We start from the raw sequence: 14,078 nt of genomic DNA on the forward strand, positions 1-14,078 counted from the left end.
ATGTGCCTCCCGCGGGGAAGCCGGCGGCACATGGCCCGGTCGTCAGATCGGCTCTGCCAGGACGGCCAGCGACTCCTCGACGAGGGCAGCCTGGGCTTCAATGGGTGCCCTCTGCTGCTCCAGGCGCCCGATCTGCAACGAGTTCTCCACCACCAGGCGGCAGCGCGCATACCGGCGCTCCATGAACCGCTCGAGCGCCCGCGGCACCTCGCCCTGGCGGGCCAGTTCCTCACTCAACACCAGCGCATCCTCGATCGCCATGCCGGCACCTGACGCCAACTGTGGCGTGGTCGGATGCGCGGCGTCGCCGATCAGCACGACCCGGCCGCTGAACCACGGCGCAGGCAGCAGGAACCCCTCCAGGGGGCGCCGGACGATGCGGGAAGACTCGTTGAGCTGCTCCCGAATGGTGGCCAGCACGCCTCCATACCCCTGCATCAGTTCTGCCAGCCTGAGATGCAGGTCGGCATCCTCAATACGGTTCGGCGCCGGCAAGGCCTCGAGGAGAAACATGTACATTTCGGAGGCCGAGACCGGGTTCAGCCCCACCTTGACCGGCCCGCCAAGGAAGAAATGCCGGCGATCGATGCCGGGTGCGCGCGGGATCACGAGGCGCCACGCGCACTGGCCCGTGAATTCGGGCCCTGGAGCGTCCGGAAAGATCAGCGTGCGCGTCCGGGAAAAGATGCCATCGGCACCGATGACAAGGTCATACCGATCTTCCATGCCATCGGAAAACCGCACGGTCACATCGCCCTCGTTCTGGGCGAGGCTGTCCACGGTCACGCCCAGCCTCACGTGGGTACCACTGTCCAGCGTCCTGCGTGCAAGGATCGCATGCAGCACGGGACGCAGTACTCCGCCGCTCCCGGGCAGGTCCGGGTCACCGACGACCGGCGTTGGGACGACCTTCAGGCGGTCGCCCGCCATGTTGCAGACCTGGATGCCGTGGCCGGTATATGCCTGGGACGCCAGTTCGTCGAAGACCCCCAGGGCACGGAAGGCGCGCAGCGTGGGACCGGTCAGCGTGATGCCCGCCCCGTACACTCGCCACTCGGGATCCAGGTCGATCAGGTGCACCTCGACATCGCTCCTGCGCAAACAGATGGCTGCAGACATGCCGCCGATGCCCCCCCCCACCACGAGTACCTTTCCGATGCTGCTCATTCTTGCCTGCTCCATCTATGGTGACCGGCGCCACCGGCCCCGTCACGCATGAGTCGCGGCAATTACGCAAGAGGGAGCGGCGCCCGTCAACGCCTGGGCCGCAGTGACCGACTCCCACTCAAGCTTCAGCGCACGTCCAGACAACTTCGCATCAACCTTCACGACCGATCAACTTCCTGTGCACGCCGGGCCAAGTCAAGCATGACGCCGCCTGCGAACATCATGGGATCCGATCGAGACGATGCATTCGTTTCAACATCGAATCCTGGAGAACGACCGTGACCGTGCAGTCCACCAGCGCCACCGTAGACGCCGATGTCTCTGGCCGCCCCAAGACCCTTGCCGAAGCCAAGGCCTGGATGATCAAACGCTGGAAGGCACGCGTCCACCCCATGAATGCGTTGCCCCCCGACGAGGGCGCGGCGTGGATCGAGGGGGTGACCGGCCTGGACGGGGAGTCCTGGGGCACCTACTGGGGAAAGATCGGCGATGGGCTGGAGGCACAGGCGCGCCAGGCACACCGGGACGGCGATACCGCCCGCGCCGCGGAGCTGTACCAGCGTGCCAGCGGCGCCTACTTCATGGGCCGTTTTCCCTGCCCCAACCATCCCGCCAAGCAATACTGCGCCATCCGTGAACGCGAGACCTACCTTGCCACGTCCTCGTACTGGGACATCCCCATCGAGCGCATCGTCGTCCCCTTCGATGGCCGCGACGGCGAAGGCAAGACGGTGCCGGTCCTGCTTCGGCGTCCGCGCGGCGTCGAACGGCCGCGGGTGGTCCTGATGTGGGGCGGCGTGGACGCCTGCAAGGAACAGATGACCGCCGCCAGTGACCTGGTGCTTGCACATGGCATCGCAACGGTCGCCATGGACAACGCCGGCACCGGCGAATCCCCGGTCCACGGTGTCGTGGATGCGGAACGGCAGTTCATCACTGTTCTCGATTGGCTGCGCACCCGCAATGACCTGGACGCCGAGCGCGTGGCCTGCCTCGGCCGCTCGTTCGGAGGCTACTGGGCAACCAAACTCGCTCATCTCCTTCCGGATCGCCTGGCAGGTGCCGTCAACTGGGGAGGAGGCGCGCATTTCATGTTCCAGCCCGACTGGGTCACTGCATCGCGCTATCCGGACAGCTACCTCATGGAACTGGTCGAAACCCGCAAGCGCATGCTGGGCGTGGAAACGGACGAGGACTACGTCGCCGCGTTCAAGCGATTGTCACTCCTCGACCAGGGCCTGCTGGACCGCCCCTGCGCACCACTGCTGCTGGTGAACGGCAAGGAGGATCGCCAGTGTCCCGTGGCTGACATCCATTTGCTGCTTGAGCATGGTGATCCGAAAACAGTCCGGTTCTTCCCTGGCGGACACATGGGACTGACACCGCAAACCCTTCCCACCATCGTCAACTGGCTGGCCAGGCAGCTGAAAGGAGGCCATTGATGCCGAGCAACTGGCGGCAGCTCATCCCAACGGCCGACGCTTACTGGATGAATCGCATCCTGTTCGACATCCACCACCGAGAGGACCATCTGGAGCGCTACAAGCAGGACCCCGACGCCTACATGGCAGGCATCCCGCTCGCAGCCGAACTCAAGCGAGCCATCCGGGACAACGACATCGGCGCGATGTATCTCGCGGGGGTCAATCCGTACCTGTTGCGGGCCCATTGCCTCGGCTTGCACATACCGGAGCCCGTGTTCGTGCAAGCCATGCGGGAAGCGGGCAAGCAGGAGGAGGCATAACGTGGCCCGCATAGTCAGCGTGCATGCCGTCAGCCATACGCCGGTCATGCTCAATTTTCCCGATGCCATTCCCGATACGGACCGGGAAGCGATCTTCGCGGCCTTCCTGCAGGTGGGACAGGCCATACGCAGGGCCGATCCGGACGTGATCGTGGTCGTATCCGACGATCACCTGCACAACTTCTTCCTCGATAACCTTCCCGCATTCTGCATCGGCGCGGCGACGTCGTACCCGACCCCTGTGGAACATTGGCTGAAAGTGGACCGGCAGGTGCTCCCAGGACACCAGGAACTCGGCGCCCATCTCGTCGGAGAGGCCTTGCAAGCTGGTTTCGACCCCGCCCTCTCCATGGACCTGACCCTGGATCACGGCGTGATCACTCCCTTGCACCTGGCTGGCATTGCAGGCGAGGTTCCCGTGGTGCCTGTGCTCGTCAACTGCGTCCAGCCACCGCTTCCGACGATGGACAGGGCCTATGCCTGGGGCACGATGATCGGCGATGCACTGCGGCGGTTCAACGGAGCCGAAAGGGTTGCCGTGCTCGCGACGGGTGGGCTCAGCCACGACATCGCAACACCTCGCATGGGCTTGCTGAACGAGGACTTCGACCGGCGCTTCCTGGCGCTACTTGCAGCAAACGACCCCGAAGCCCTCCTCCGCCATGCCACCGACCATGTGCACGAGGCGGGAAACGGCGCGGAAGAAATCCGCACTTGGCTGGTCGCGCACGGTGTCGCGGGATCAGCCCCCTTCCGTTGCCTTTACTACAAGGCCGTGTCCAACTGGTACACCGGCATAGGCCTGGGCGGCTGGGACGTGGATTGATCTCTCCTGCGCGACGCGCGGACTGGCGCGCCGCCGTTGCCCAGGGCCGCGCCATCTGCTCGTTGCGTTGGCGCCCCCATTCCCGGACGGCTACGGAAAAGGTCCAATTGACGCGGCCGGCAACACCAACCGAAACTCCATGGGTTTCTTTGTCCACTCATAGGGCAGGGAGGTTAACGTTCCATGGCCGCCTTTCAGTTCATCATCGATGGTGAAAAGCAGCGCGCAGGCACCGCACTCTTCCGCAAGCAGATGGAAGAGGCGTTCGCCGTTGGCCTGTCCGTGAAAGGCAACGCCTATCACCCTTTCAGCACGCAGGTCAAAGGGTACAGTGGCCAACGCCTGCGCTTCGCGGCGCTCCGGTTCACGCCCCATACGACGTGTTCACCGCACGGCATGGGGCAGCGCTCGCGCCTTGTCATATCGCTGCACCGCGAGGGAGTCGCCATCGTCCACCAGAACGGTCGCGAGACCCGCATCGAACCGGACGACCTGTTCATCATCGATCCTGCCCAGCCGTTCTTCATCGAAGCGGGAAACGTGCTGGCCCATTCCCTCTACATCGAGCACGGCGCGCTGCGCGCCATCATGCCGGAAATCGAACTGCACACAGCGCGCCGCATATGCACCACGGACGGCGCAGGCGCAGTGCTGCGCCACACCATGGACCAATTGGTCGTGCAGGCCGATCGCCTGTCGGACATGGAAGCGGACCGCCTGGCCGATGCACTGCCGTTCCTGGTCGTCGCGTGCCTGGCCGGCTCAGAATCGGGAACCAGCGTCCCCCCATCGCGCCTGCGCGCACTGCACAAACAACGCATCAAGGATTACGTCCGGGACCACCTGCAGGACCACGAAATGAATGCGTCGCGCATCGCCGCCGCGGTCAACCTGTCGACGCGCTACGTGTATGAACTCTTTGAAGACGAAGAAGTGCCGCTCATGAAGTGGATCTGGCAGACACGCCTGGAACGCTGCCGCGCCGATCTGGCCAGCCCCTCGCTGCGTGCGCGCTCCATCGGGGAGATCGCCTACTTCTGGGGGTTCAACGACATCACCCATTTCAGCCGGACGTTCCGGCAACGGTATGGGACTTCACCGCGTGCATTCAGAAAGGCCGCCTTCCCGGCGGACCAGGCCCATTGAATCGGTCTGGCGCGACACCTCTCGCCAGCGTCCACCCCGCGCACATTCGGTTCCAGACACACGCACGCCAGGCATCAACGAGCCGCAGCCCGACCCGGTGACTCCCACCCAAGGTTGCCCCCGGGGCAGGGAAAGTCATTTTTCGTCCTGCAGGTTCTCGATCATCTTCGCGCCTATCCGCAGGAATTCCGCGACTTCGGCCTCGGTCAGGCCGACACAGGCGTCTTTGTAGACCTCGACGGCCGACTCGGTCATCACGGCCAGCATCTGCTTTCCGCGCTCGGTCAACGATACGAGGCGGCGCCGGGCGTCCTGCTCATCCGACACGCGCTCGATCAGCCCGTTTTTCTCCATGCGCGAAAGCGTCGCCGCCATCGACGGCTGTTCGACGCCCACCATGCGGGCCAGCTCCATTTGCGTCGAAACCTTCACGTCCCGGAGGCACCGCAGCACCGGAAATTGGCCCGGCATGACGCCGTGCGGAGCGGTCAGTTGCGCCAGGCGCCAAACGATGCGGCGATTGAGCGTACCAACGACGAAACCCAGGCTTTGCGTGCGTATGTTCATGTATGCGGAAGACGGCGGCAGAGCCGAAAAATTAGCACAACTCTGCGCCCGCACTACGCCTAATCTTCGGCGTGCGGCCAAGCCGACGGGCCGCCCCCGGCGGCTGCGTCAAGCCGACTGCAGCGCCCCCTCCGCATGCGCAACCCCGGCGCCTGCCTGCTGCTCCGCGTCCAACAACCGCTTGACGATACGGCGGGCCCGGACCGCCGCCGTGTCGATGGGCAGCAGAATAGGCTTCAAACTCATCAGGTCGGTGGTCCCCATGGCCCGCTGCACGGCCTCGAGCATGGGCTTGTCTTGTTCGCCGAAGCCCACGCGCTGCCAATGCGCAATCGCTTCGTCCATCTCCGCATCGTCGGTGCGAAAGTTTCTGCTGTGCGCAAAAAAGTAGTGCGTCGTGGTCTCGGTCTCAGGCGTCAGGATGTGCGCGGTAAAGCTCTGCCCGCCCTCTTCCCGCGGACGACCAGCCGGCGTGATGCCAGTGTCCAGGCGCAGCACGCAAGGCGGATCCCAACGCATGTCCATCCATTGGTCGACCGGAGACCGGCCATCGTAGCCAGGAATGCGTTTCGCGAACCAAGGAGACGGCGCGCCATTGGGACACCACAAGTTGCTGTGTACCGTGTTCCCGCTTTGCACGACTTCGTGCTTGCCCTTCAGTATCGCCTCGCTGAAGTGGAAGTTGGCGTGGACGAATTGCGTGTGGCTGAGGTCGAGCAAATTGTCTGTCTCGAGCTGGTAGTTGGCTTGGACGTGAAGATAGCCGTCCACGCGGCGCCGTGCAGGATCTTCCAAGAAAGAAAAATCCGGAATCTGGGAGGCATCCGCCCGCGAGGGTTCGCCCAGCCATATCCACAGCAGCGTGTACTTCTCGACCACGGGGAACGTCCGTACCTGGGCCGCCTGGGGAATCTTGCCGTCGCCATGCGGATTGCCTACGCATTTACCAGTGCCGTCGAACCGCAGGCCGTGATAACCGCATTCGATGGCATCCCCCGTGACCCGACCAAGGCTGAGCGGCGCAAAGCGGTGCGGACAGCGGTCATGCAAGGCAACCGGCGTGCCGTCCCCCCGCCTATAGAGGACGACCGGCGTATCGGCAATGCGCCGGGCCAGCATGCCGGCGTCGATTTCGCCCGCCCATCCCGCCATGTACCAAGTGTTGCGCAAGAACATGTGTACCTCCGCTCAGTCGATCTTGATCCCGAGTCTCCTCACTATCGTTCCGTAGTCTTCGTATTGGGACGCGAAAAACCGCAGGAAGGCCGGCCTGTCCAGGGACCCCGGCTCCACGCCCAGCTGGGCGATCCGCCGCTGGGTATCCGGATCAGCCAGTGCGGCCTCGGCCGCGGTGACCAACTTCGCCACCACGCCTTCCGGTGTCTGGGCCGGGGCAAAGAGGCCATACCATTGCGTCATCCGCACTGAGCCATATCCAGCTTCGGCCGTGGTCGGCAGCTCCGGCAGTAGATTCGTGCGCTTGTCAGAGGTGACCGCCAACGCCTTGAGCTTGCCCGATCGGATGTAGGACAGCGTCGAAGAAATGGGCAGCACCGAGAAGTCGAGCCGGCCCGCGACCAGGTCATTGATGATGATGGTCTCGCCCTTATAGGCAATCTCGGTCATGGGCAGCGACGCCTCGCGGCCGAAAAGCTGGGACACGATGTTCGTGGTCGCGCCGGGACCGAGCGAGCCATAGTTGACGGGGCGTCCGGCCTTGCCGACCATCCCGACGAACTCGCGCAGGTCGGCAACCTCGCTCTGGGCGGATACCAGAAATACGTTCGGCGAAGACGCCACGAATGCCAGGCCGACGAAATCCTTCCTGGCATCGTAGGGAACACTCGCATACACGTGCGGGTTAATGGCCATTACACCCGAACTTCCCAGCATGACCGTGTACCCGTCGGGCTCGGCTTGCGCCGTGGCCCGTGCGGCAATCAACCCGCCTACGCCCGGACGGTTTTCAACGATGACGTTCTTGCCCAAGCGGGAACTCATGCCTTGCGCCAGGATCCTGGCGAGCAAGTCCGCCTGACTGCCTGGCGCGTTGGCCACGTAGATCGACACCGTTCGCGTCGGAAACTCATCGGCGCCGTATGCCGCGCCGCCATGCGCGGCCAGACAGACGGCCGCAATCGCCATATAGACCCAGCCTCGCATCCCCATGTCTCCTATCTTTTGTCGAGTACTTCTAACGGGTGAGAAAACATGCTATTGGTGCCATGAGAATTACTCAAACAAATTCTGATCATGGCCACTATTGACGATATAGATGTAATGGCGAGCCGGCTCGATCTGAACTTGCTGCGGGTTTTCATGGCCGTCATGCAGGAACGCAGCATCACCTTAGCCGGCTCGCGTCTGGGCCTGACGCAGTCGGCCACCAGCGCCGCACTCAACCGCCTGCGCCAACAGCTGAATGACCCGCTCTTCGTCCGGACCCGGCAAGGCATGGAACCGACGAGCCTGGCGACCGCCCTCGCCCAGCCCGTAGGCAACGCATTAGGACTCATCCGCAGCGCGCTGGAGGAGGCGCGCGATTTCGATGCAAGATCGGCAGAACGAGAATTTCGGCTGCTCATGACCGATGTCGGCGAGCTGATGTTCCTGCCCAAGCTCACCGCGTGGCTGCACGAACGGGCACCGGGCGTGCGATTGAGCTGCCGCCAGGCGCCGCGCGATCAATACGGAACTGAACTCGAGACTGGGCGCGCGGACCTGGCGCTGGGCATGCTGCCGCTGGGCGACCGTGATTTCGTGCAGCAAAGGCTAGAAGACGATGTCCTGGTGTGCCTGGCCTCCGTGCGCAACCCGGTCGTGCGCCAAGGACTCACCGTGGAAGGATTTCTATCCGCACCGCATGTGGTCGTCCGCGCGCCCGCGATGGGAGACCGGTTCATCGTCAAGGCGCTGGGCAAATTGGCCAGCCGGCGCCGGGTCGCAGCGGAAGTCCAGCACTATCTGTCGGTGCCCATGATCCTGCGCGACAGCCCGTTCCTTGCCGTGACATCCGCTTCGGTCGCCGCTGCGCTCGCAGCGCCCAACGAGCTCGCCGCCCTGCCGCTGCCTTTCAAGATTGCGCCGCTGACCATCCGGCAGTTCTGGCATAAGCGGTGGAACAACGATCCCGGCCACCGCTGGCTGAGGACCTGCATCGCATCGCTGTTCGGGAAAGGCGCGCGCGCATAGCCAACTACCCCAAGCCGCACCTTCCCGCCCATGACGCCGGCACGGACGACGGCGGCGCAGACCAAGACTCGCACTTGCCTGCCCCGCCGCAACCGCACTTCACCGCCTCACTCGATCCGCGCCTTCACCTGGCTTGCCACCTTCTGGCATGAGAAGCTGGACGCCTGGTTGGGATCGCCTACGCCGTCATAGACCGCCTCGAGCGGGTACGGGCATTGCGGCCGGGTCGACCCGTCTGACGGCCGCGTCCCCACGATCGCTTCCGGCGCCTTGCCTTCCTCCACCCAGGCCGAGAGCGCCGTCATCCAATCAATGGCGTTGTGTCCCTGTCCCCCACGGCAATGACCCAGCGCCGGGACCATGTAGAGTTTGTAGAACTCGTCGACTTTTTCCGCATTCCCGAACACGGCCTCGACGTTCTGCCGATATTGGAGCGTTCCGCGTGGGTTCACGCCAGGATCGCCCCAGCCGTGATACATGATTATTTTCTTGCCAGCGGCCGCGAATGCCCGCAGATCCGCGTCGGTAGCGTTGTACGTCTGCTTGGCCTTGTCCATCAGCAACGGGTCCTTCGACCAATCCAGATCGCGTAGATAGTCGAATTCGGGCCGATCAGGCTCGAAAAGCAGGTATTGGAAAGCGTCGGCCATGATGGTGTGCAGCTGGGGTACGCCTGCCCCGCTGGCGATGAACCACGTGCCCCAGCCGCCATCGGTAAACTCCGTTCCCGGAGGCAACGGCAGGACGTTCACGTCCGGACGGCCTGCGTACACCCCCTGGATCGCTGCCAGCTCGCCCGGGGTAAAGCACGCGTCGCCGTCGTCGCCATCGGCGCAGCGTGGCAAATGGCGCTCAGGATCGAAGGTGCACGCAAGAGGATTCCGGATGATGCCGTCTTCGAGGCCGTCGATGGCGTCGCATCCCTCGAAGTCCTCGCCATTGCCCTGGTAGACGATGTCGTTGAGCAGCTTGAGCTTGCCATAGGGCAGCTCCGAAGGGCCGGGTATGCCGCTCTTGTACAAATGCTGGAGAAGCGCGGGCGCGGACAGCTGCTGCCGCGTGTAGTCATAGACCGGCGCGCCGACCAGATAGCCGTCGAAATCGTCCGGATAGCGCTGCGCCTCCATCATGCCTTGCCGGCCGCCCGTGGAGCATCCGTTCCAGTAGGAATAGGCAATCTCGCGTCCATAATGTGCCGCGACGATTTCCTTCGACACCACTGCCGTCAAGTGAACGGCACGGTACCCGAAGTCGATTTCCATCTCATCACCAAACTCCTGGTCGAATCCGAACCGGGCTCCCGACTGCGCCGGCATGCTCGCATCATGCCCCGTATCGGTGGACGCCGACGCATACCCGGCCTTCATGGCTGTTTCCATGTCGGCAAGGGAAATGCTCCCGGCCTTGCCGCCGTTGCCCACCATCTGGAATCTTCCGTTCCAATCGCGCGGCAGGTAGACGGCAAACTTGACGTTCCCTTTTATTGTTCCCCGAACGTCGCAGTAGGCCGGCTTGTCGCCCTGCGCGGGCACCTCCGTGGCCGAGGCGATCTCGACACGCTCGGTCTGTCCGGAAACAAAGCGTGCGGGCAGCTCAGCGCATGCGATGGACCCGGACGGTGAACTGCCCGGCCCATCGACGCTGCCGTCTCCGCATCCCGTGGTCGCAAGGGCACACACGATAGACGCCGCCAGTGTCGTCCTGCGCGGCAATGGAATCTTCTTCATGGGGTCTCCTCCAAGGCGTAAAGCCTTGGGCATTAAACCCCTGGCCTGCTCCAGATTTGTGATTCGGATTTGTGATTTGAGTTACCAACTAAACTGAACGACCGGCGGCCACCGCTTCAGCTTCAGGCCGCCAGGTGCCCCAACACCGCCGATCGCAGCACCGGTAGCTTGCCCGAGAAAAAATGGTCCGCATCCGGAATCACCACCACCGGCTGCCCTTGGGGCCGCGCCCAATCGAAAATGGCAGAAAGCGGCACGCGCTCATCCCGTTCGCCATGTACCACCAGCGCATCGGGAATCTGCATCGGCGGCTCGTAGGGCCCTCGCCCATGGATCTTTCCGTAAGGCATGCCCGCCAGGCACGTACGCCACGCCGGCTCGCCGCGATCGGCCAGCGTGCGCGCCGCCTTGGCAAGCACGAACGCACCGAAGGAAAACCCCACCAGGGCCAGGCGCTTGCCCGGATAGGCCGCGCGCAGCATCGCGCACAACGCGAGCATGTCGTCCGTTTCGCCACGCCCTTCGTCGTGTGCGCCCTCGCTATTGCCGACGCCGCGAAAATTGGGGCGTGCCGCGACCCAGCCCGCCTCGCGCAACGCACGCGCCAAAAAGTGCGGGATCTTGTGTCGAGCGCTGCCACCCAACAAGGGCTGCGGATGGGCTACGACGGCAATGCCCTCGGCCTCCCCGTCGGGAAGGTCGAATATGACTTCCATTTTTCCGGCGGGCCCCTCCAGGAGCCGGGCTCCGCTTTCGTGCAAATCAAGTGTGGTCATGATGGCCACAATCATAAGAGATAAGCGGCGCGGCACCCCGGCGCGGATCAAACGGTCCTAGCTGCCCTTGGGACCAGCCGGCTTTAGCCGGGATACTGCAGGCATTTCACCGCACCACCGCCATGACTCTCGCCGTCCTCGCCAGTTGCGCGCTCACCCCCCATGCTACGCCTGGGTATACGACGAAAGGCAGGGCTTGCTCATTTACAGAGCCCTGTCAACTTGTTAGCATTACCCGCCTGGATCCCCCCAGCAGCTTCGGCCGCTGGGCGCGGGAGCCGCAAGGCTCCCAGCATCCCTATCCCCCCTGCTGTTTCGACAGCAGGGTGCGAGGCCCCCGCATGGGGGCCTCTGCTTTTGCGGGGTGCCCATGACGGACGCAAGACTACGAACAAGCGTCTACGTCGATGCGTTCAACCTCTACTACGGCACGATGAAAGGCCGCGGCCCTGGCTACAAATGGTTGGACCTTGAACTTCTTTGCCGACGCTACCTTCCCCGCAACGACATCACCGCCATCAAGTATTTCACGGCCCTTGTATCGGCGCGTCCCAACGATCCTCAACAACCCGCTCGCCAGCAGGCTTACCTCCGAGCATTGGCAACGCTTCCAACCGTCCAGGTCACTTACGGGCATTATCTTTCGCACGCAGTCATGGCTCGCCTCGCCAATCCGCAGCGAGGCGCGAATCCCTGGGTAAGAGTCCTCAGAACTGAAGAGAAGGGCTCGGACGTCAACCTGGCGAGTCACCTGCTGCACGATGCCCATCTGGATCGGTATGACGTCGCCGTTGTCATCTCAAACGACTCCGACCTCGTTGAACCGATCAAGTTGGTGCGGGCAGAGCCGGGTAAGCGCGTTGGCATCCTGAATCCCCAGAAGTACCCAAGCGTTCACCTTCGTGATCATTGCGACTTTCTCAAGCAAATTCGTCCCGGCGTGGTGCAAGCAAGCCAGTTGCCGGAGATAGTCACTGACAACAATGGGGCGCACATCCAGAAGCCTGCTACCTGGTGACCAAGAGGCCAGGATGCCCCTGAACCCGACACACGACGACCGGCTTCGGCACGCACGCTGCAAGTTTTCATGGCGGCCTGTTCACGCCGGCGTGGGTTTCGCCATCAAGAGCCTGGCCGCATCGCGCCACGCCTGTCGCGATACCGCTAGTCCATCCTTCAGCGTCGCGTTCTTCGGTACGCCGAGGGTCAAATGATCCTAGTCGCCCTTTGGCCATGCGGGGTTTGCAGGGATACTGCAGGCATTTCACCGCACCATCGCCATGACTCTCGCCGTCCTCGCCAGTTGCGCACTCACAGGCATCGACGCACCGCCGGTCCGCGTCGAGGTCCATCTCGCGCCCGGGCTGCCTTCGTTCACCATGGTCGGCCTGGCCGATACCGAAGTCCGGGAAAGCCGGGAACGCGTGCGGGCGGCGCTGCTTAGTTCGGGCTATGAGTTCCCGGCGGGCCGGGTCACGGTCAATCTCGCTCCCGCCGACCTGCCCAAGGAGTCTGGTCGTTTCGATCTGCCGATCGCAATAGGCGTGTTGCTCGCCTCCGGCCAGATCGCCATGCCGGCGCTGGCGCGCCGCAAGAGCGGCAACGGCATGCCACCGCTTGCGCGTTGGGTGCTGGCGGGCGAACTCTCGCTCAGCGGGGCCTTGGTTCCCGTCGCTGGGGCATTGGCCATCGCGTTGTCTGTATCGCGCCGCCAGCCGGGCGCCGAGCTCATGCTTCCCGCCGCAAGCGCGCGCCTGGCGGCACGCGTGCCCGGATTGAACATCTACGGCGCCGCCACGCTGCAAGATGTCGTCGCGCAACTGGAGGAAAAAGCCGACCTGAAAGTCGCCGCGACCCCGGATGACGCGCCCGTCCCGGCACCGCTCTGCTTGTCTGACGTGCGCGGGCAATACAGCGCCCGCCGGGCACTGGAAGTGGCCGCGGGGGGCGGACACAACTTGCTGATGCTGGGCCCGCCCGGCTCGGGCAAGAGCATGCTCGCCCAGCGCCTCCCTGGGCTGCTTCCGCCGCTGCGCGATGACGAAGCGCTCGAAGCCGCGGCCATCGCCAGCCTGAGGACGGGGCCGCCCCCGCCTTTCGGGCAGCGGCCTTTCCGCGCCCCGCATCACTCCATCTCGGCGCCCGCGCTGGTAGGCGGCGGAACGCGGCCGCGGCCGGGCGAAATCACGTTCGCGCACCTGGGCGTTCTTTTCCTGGACGAACTGCCCGAGTTCGGCCGGCACGTGCTCGAGACCCTGCGCGAGCCCTTGGAAACCGGGCGGGTTTCCATCGCGCGCACGCTGCATCGCACCGACTACCCCGCCCGCTTCCAGCTGGTTGCCGCCATGAACCCGTGCCGCTGCGGATGGTACGGCAGCAACCTGCGCGCCTGCCGTTGCACGCCTGACCAGGTCGCCGCCTACCGCGCACGCCTCTCCGGCCCCTTGCTCGACCGCATCGACCTGCAAGTGGAAGTCCCCGCCCCCGCCGACGATTGGGCCGACCTGCCGCCGGGAGAACCATCCGAGGCCGTGCGGCGGCGCGTCCAAGCCGCGCTCGACATCCAGTACCGGCGCCAAGGCTGCACCAATGCCGCCCTGGCGCCGGGGCAGGTGGAAACGCATTGCCGTCCCGATCGAGCCGCAAGCACCTTATGGAAACAGGCGATGAAACAGTTCGCCTGGTCGGCACGCACGGCGCACCGCGTATTGAAGGTCGCGCGCACGCTGGCCGACCTCGCCGGCTCGACGGCGATCGAGAGCGCGCACATGGCCGAGGCAGTGCAATTCCGGCGCCCCTTGCAGGAGCTGCAAGGGTAAGTGGTGCCAGGCGGTCCGCTGCAAGTGCGCTCGCAAGGCCGCCACTGAGCCGGAACGGCAGGCGCTGCACCTAACGCAATCGCTCGGGATCCAGGTGCGCAGGCGCCTTCCGAT

At 64.3% G+C, this 14,078-nt stretch carries 13 protein-coding genes; 7 read left to right on the forward strand and 6 right to left on the reverse strand.

The features are described 5' to 3' along the window. Positions 1 to 42: 42 nt before the first annotated feature. Positions 43 to 1,167 (reverse strand): FAD-dependent oxidoreductase, encoded by a 1,125-nt coding sequence (locus IRZ12_RS01005; RefSeq protein WP_296463162.1) that lies wholly within the window; start codon positions 1,165 to 1,167, stop codon positions 43 to 45. Positions 1,168 to 1,445: 278 nt separating this feature from the next. Here IRZ12_RS01005 and IRZ12_RS01010 point away from each other — a divergent pair, with 278 nt between their 5' ends. The 4 genes from IRZ12_RS01010 to IRZ12_RS01025 all read left to right on the forward strand — a co-directional run bounded on the left by IRZ12_RS01010 (position 1,446) and on the right by IRZ12_RS01025 (position 4,883). Beyond that, positions 1,446 to 2,609, forward strand: coding sequence for an alpha/beta fold hydrolase (locus IRZ12_RS01010; protein ID WP_296463164.1), 1,164 nt, complete (start codon positions 1,446 to 1,448; stop codon positions 2,607 to 2,609). Continuing rightward, a complete protein-coding gene (locus IRZ12_RS01015) occupies positions 2,609 to 2,911 on the forward strand; it encodes a subunit of meta cleavage enzyme (RefSeq protein WP_296463166.1) in 303 nt (100 codons plus the stop codon). The genes IRZ12_RS01010 and IRZ12_RS01015 overlap by 1 nt, the downstream gene beginning before the upstream one ends. A gap of 1 nt (position 2,912) precedes the next feature. Continuing rightward, positions 2,913 to 3,737 carry a 2,3-dihydroxyphenylpropionate 1,2-dioxygenase gene (locus tag IRZ12_RS01020; RefSeq protein ID WP_296463168.1) on the forward strand — a complete coding sequence of 275 codons (825 nt, stop codon included), beginning with the start codon at positions 2,913 to 2,915 and terminating at the stop codon, positions 3,735 to 3,737. Between the two features lie 183 nt (positions 3,738 to 3,920). Further along, positions 3,921 to 4,883 carry a helix-turn-helix domain-containing protein gene (locus IRZ12_RS01025; protein WP_296463169.1) on the forward strand — a complete coding sequence of 321 codons (963 nt, stop codon included), beginning with the start codon at positions 3,921 to 3,923 and terminating at the stop codon, positions 4,881 to 4,883. A gap of 135 nt (positions 4,884 to 5,018) precedes the next feature. On the opposite strand, the gene IRZ12_RS01030 is transcribed toward IRZ12_RS01025, so the two are convergent. The 3 genes from IRZ12_RS01030 to IRZ12_RS01040 all read right to left on the reverse strand — a co-directional run bounded on the left by IRZ12_RS01030 (position 5,019) and on the right by IRZ12_RS01040 (position 7,613). Beyond that, the gene (locus IRZ12_RS01030; protein ID WP_296463171.1) at positions 5,019 to 5,450 is read right to left on the reverse strand and encodes a MarR family winged helix-turn-helix transcriptional regulator; all 432 of its coding nucleotides are present in this window, start codon (positions 5,448 to 5,450) and stop codon (positions 5,019 to 5,021) included. A 108-nt stretch (positions 5,451 to 5,558) separates the two neighbouring features. Continuing rightward, the gene (locus IRZ12_RS01035; protein WP_296463174.1) at positions 5,559 to 6,626 is read right to left on the reverse strand and encodes an aromatic ring-hydroxylating dioxygenase subunit alpha; all 1,068 of its coding nucleotides are present in this window, start codon (positions 6,624 to 6,626) and stop codon (positions 5,559 to 5,561) included. A 12-nt stretch (positions 6,627 to 6,638) separates the two neighbouring features. Further along, entirely contained in the window at positions 6,639 to 7,613 is a 975-nt protein-coding gene (locus IRZ12_RS01040; RefSeq protein ID WP_296463176.1) for a tripartite tricarboxylate transporter substrate binding protein, read from the reverse strand. A 117-nt stretch (positions 7,614 to 7,730) separates the two neighbouring features. Here IRZ12_RS01040 and IRZ12_RS01045 point away from each other — a divergent pair, with 117 nt between their 5' ends. Beyond that, a complete protein-coding gene (locus IRZ12_RS01045) occupies positions 7,731 to 8,642 on the forward strand; it encodes a LysR family transcriptional regulator (RefSeq protein ID WP_296463178.1) in 912 nt (303 codons plus the stop codon). Positions 8,643 to 8,749: 107 nt separating this feature from the next. Here the strand turns inward: IRZ12_RS01045 and IRZ12_RS01050 are convergent, their stop codons facing one another. Further along, positions 8,750 to 10,369, reverse strand: coding sequence for a tannase/feruloyl esterase family alpha/beta hydrolase (locus IRZ12_RS01050; protein ID WP_296463180.1), 1,620 nt, complete (start codon positions 10,367 to 10,369; stop codon positions 8,750 to 8,752). Between the two features lie 122 nt (positions 10,370 to 10,491). Continuing rightward, a complete protein-coding gene (locus IRZ12_RS01055) occupies positions 10,492 to 11,145 on the reverse strand; it encodes an alpha/beta fold hydrolase (RefSeq protein WP_296463182.1) in 654 nt (217 codons plus the stop codon). A 370-nt stretch (positions 11,146 to 11,515) separates the two neighbouring features. On the opposite strand from IRZ12_RS01055, the gene IRZ12_RS01060 reads away from it, so the two are divergent. Next, complete coding sequence (locus IRZ12_RS01060) at positions 11,516 to 12,163, forward strand: NYN domain-containing protein (protein WP_296463184.1); 648 nt, start codon at positions 11,516 to 11,518, stop codon at positions 12,161 to 12,163. 262 nt (positions 12,164 to 12,425) lie between these two features. Beyond that, positions 12,426 to 13,964 carry a YifB family Mg chelatase-like AAA ATPase gene (locus IRZ12_RS01065; RefSeq protein ID WP_296463187.1) on the forward strand — a complete coding sequence of 513 codons (1,539 nt, stop codon included), beginning with the start codon at positions 12,426 to 12,428 and terminating at the stop codon, positions 13,962 to 13,964. Positions 13,965 to 14,078 lie beyond the last annotated feature (114 nt).

Origin of the sequence: Pigmentiphaga sp., from assembly GCF_019689535.1 — a bacterium.
Lineage (GTDB): Bacteria > Pseudomonadota > Gammaproteobacteria > Burkholderiales > Burkholderiaceae_B > Pigmentiphaga.

Excerpts from the sequence above, each read along its gene's own strand:
- IRZ12_RS01005 (WP_296463162.1), bottom strand. The coding sequence starts at position 1,167 with ATGAGCAGCATCGGAAAGGTACTCGTGGTGGGGGGGGGCATCGGCGGC.
- IRZ12_RS01015 (WP_296463166.1), top strand. The coding sequence starts at position 2,609 with ATGCCGAGCAACTGGCGGCAGCTCATCCCAACGGCCGACGCTTACTGG.
- IRZ12_RS01025 (WP_296463169.1), top strand. The coding sequence starts at position 3,921 with ATGGCCGCCTTTCAGTTCATCATCGATGGTGAAAAGCAGCGCGCAGGC.
- IRZ12_RS01030 (WP_296463171.1), bottom strand. The coding sequence starts at position 5,450 with ATGAACATACGCACGCAAAGCCTGGGTTTCGTCGTTGGTACGCTCAAT.
- IRZ12_RS01035 (WP_296463174.1), bottom strand. The coding sequence starts at position 6,626 with ATGTTCTTGCGCAACACTTGGTACATGGCGGGATGGGCGGGCGAAATC.
- IRZ12_RS01040 (WP_296463176.1), bottom strand. The coding sequence starts at position 7,613 with ATGCGAGGCTGGGTCTATATGGCGATTGCGGCCGTCTGTCTGGCCGCG.
- IRZ12_RS01045 (WP_296463178.1), top strand. The coding sequence starts at position 7,731 with ATGGCGAGCCGGCTCGATCTGAACTTGCTGCGGGTTTTCATGGCCGTC.
- IRZ12_RS01050 (WP_296463180.1), bottom strand. The coding sequence starts at position 10,369 with ATGAAGAAGATTCCATTGCCGCGCAGGACGACACTGGCGGCGTCTATC.
- IRZ12_RS01055 (WP_296463182.1), bottom strand. The coding sequence starts at position 11,145 with ATGACCACACTTGATTTGCACGAAAGCGGAGCCCGGCTCCTGGAGGGG.
- IRZ12_RS01060 (WP_296463184.1), top strand. The coding sequence starts at position 11,516 with ATGACGGACGCAAGACTACGAACAAGCGTCTACGTCGATGCGTTCAAC.
- IRZ12_RS01065 (WP_296463187.1), top strand. The coding sequence starts at position 12,426 with ATGACTCTCGCCGTCCTCGCCAGTTGCGCACTCACAGGCATCGACGCA.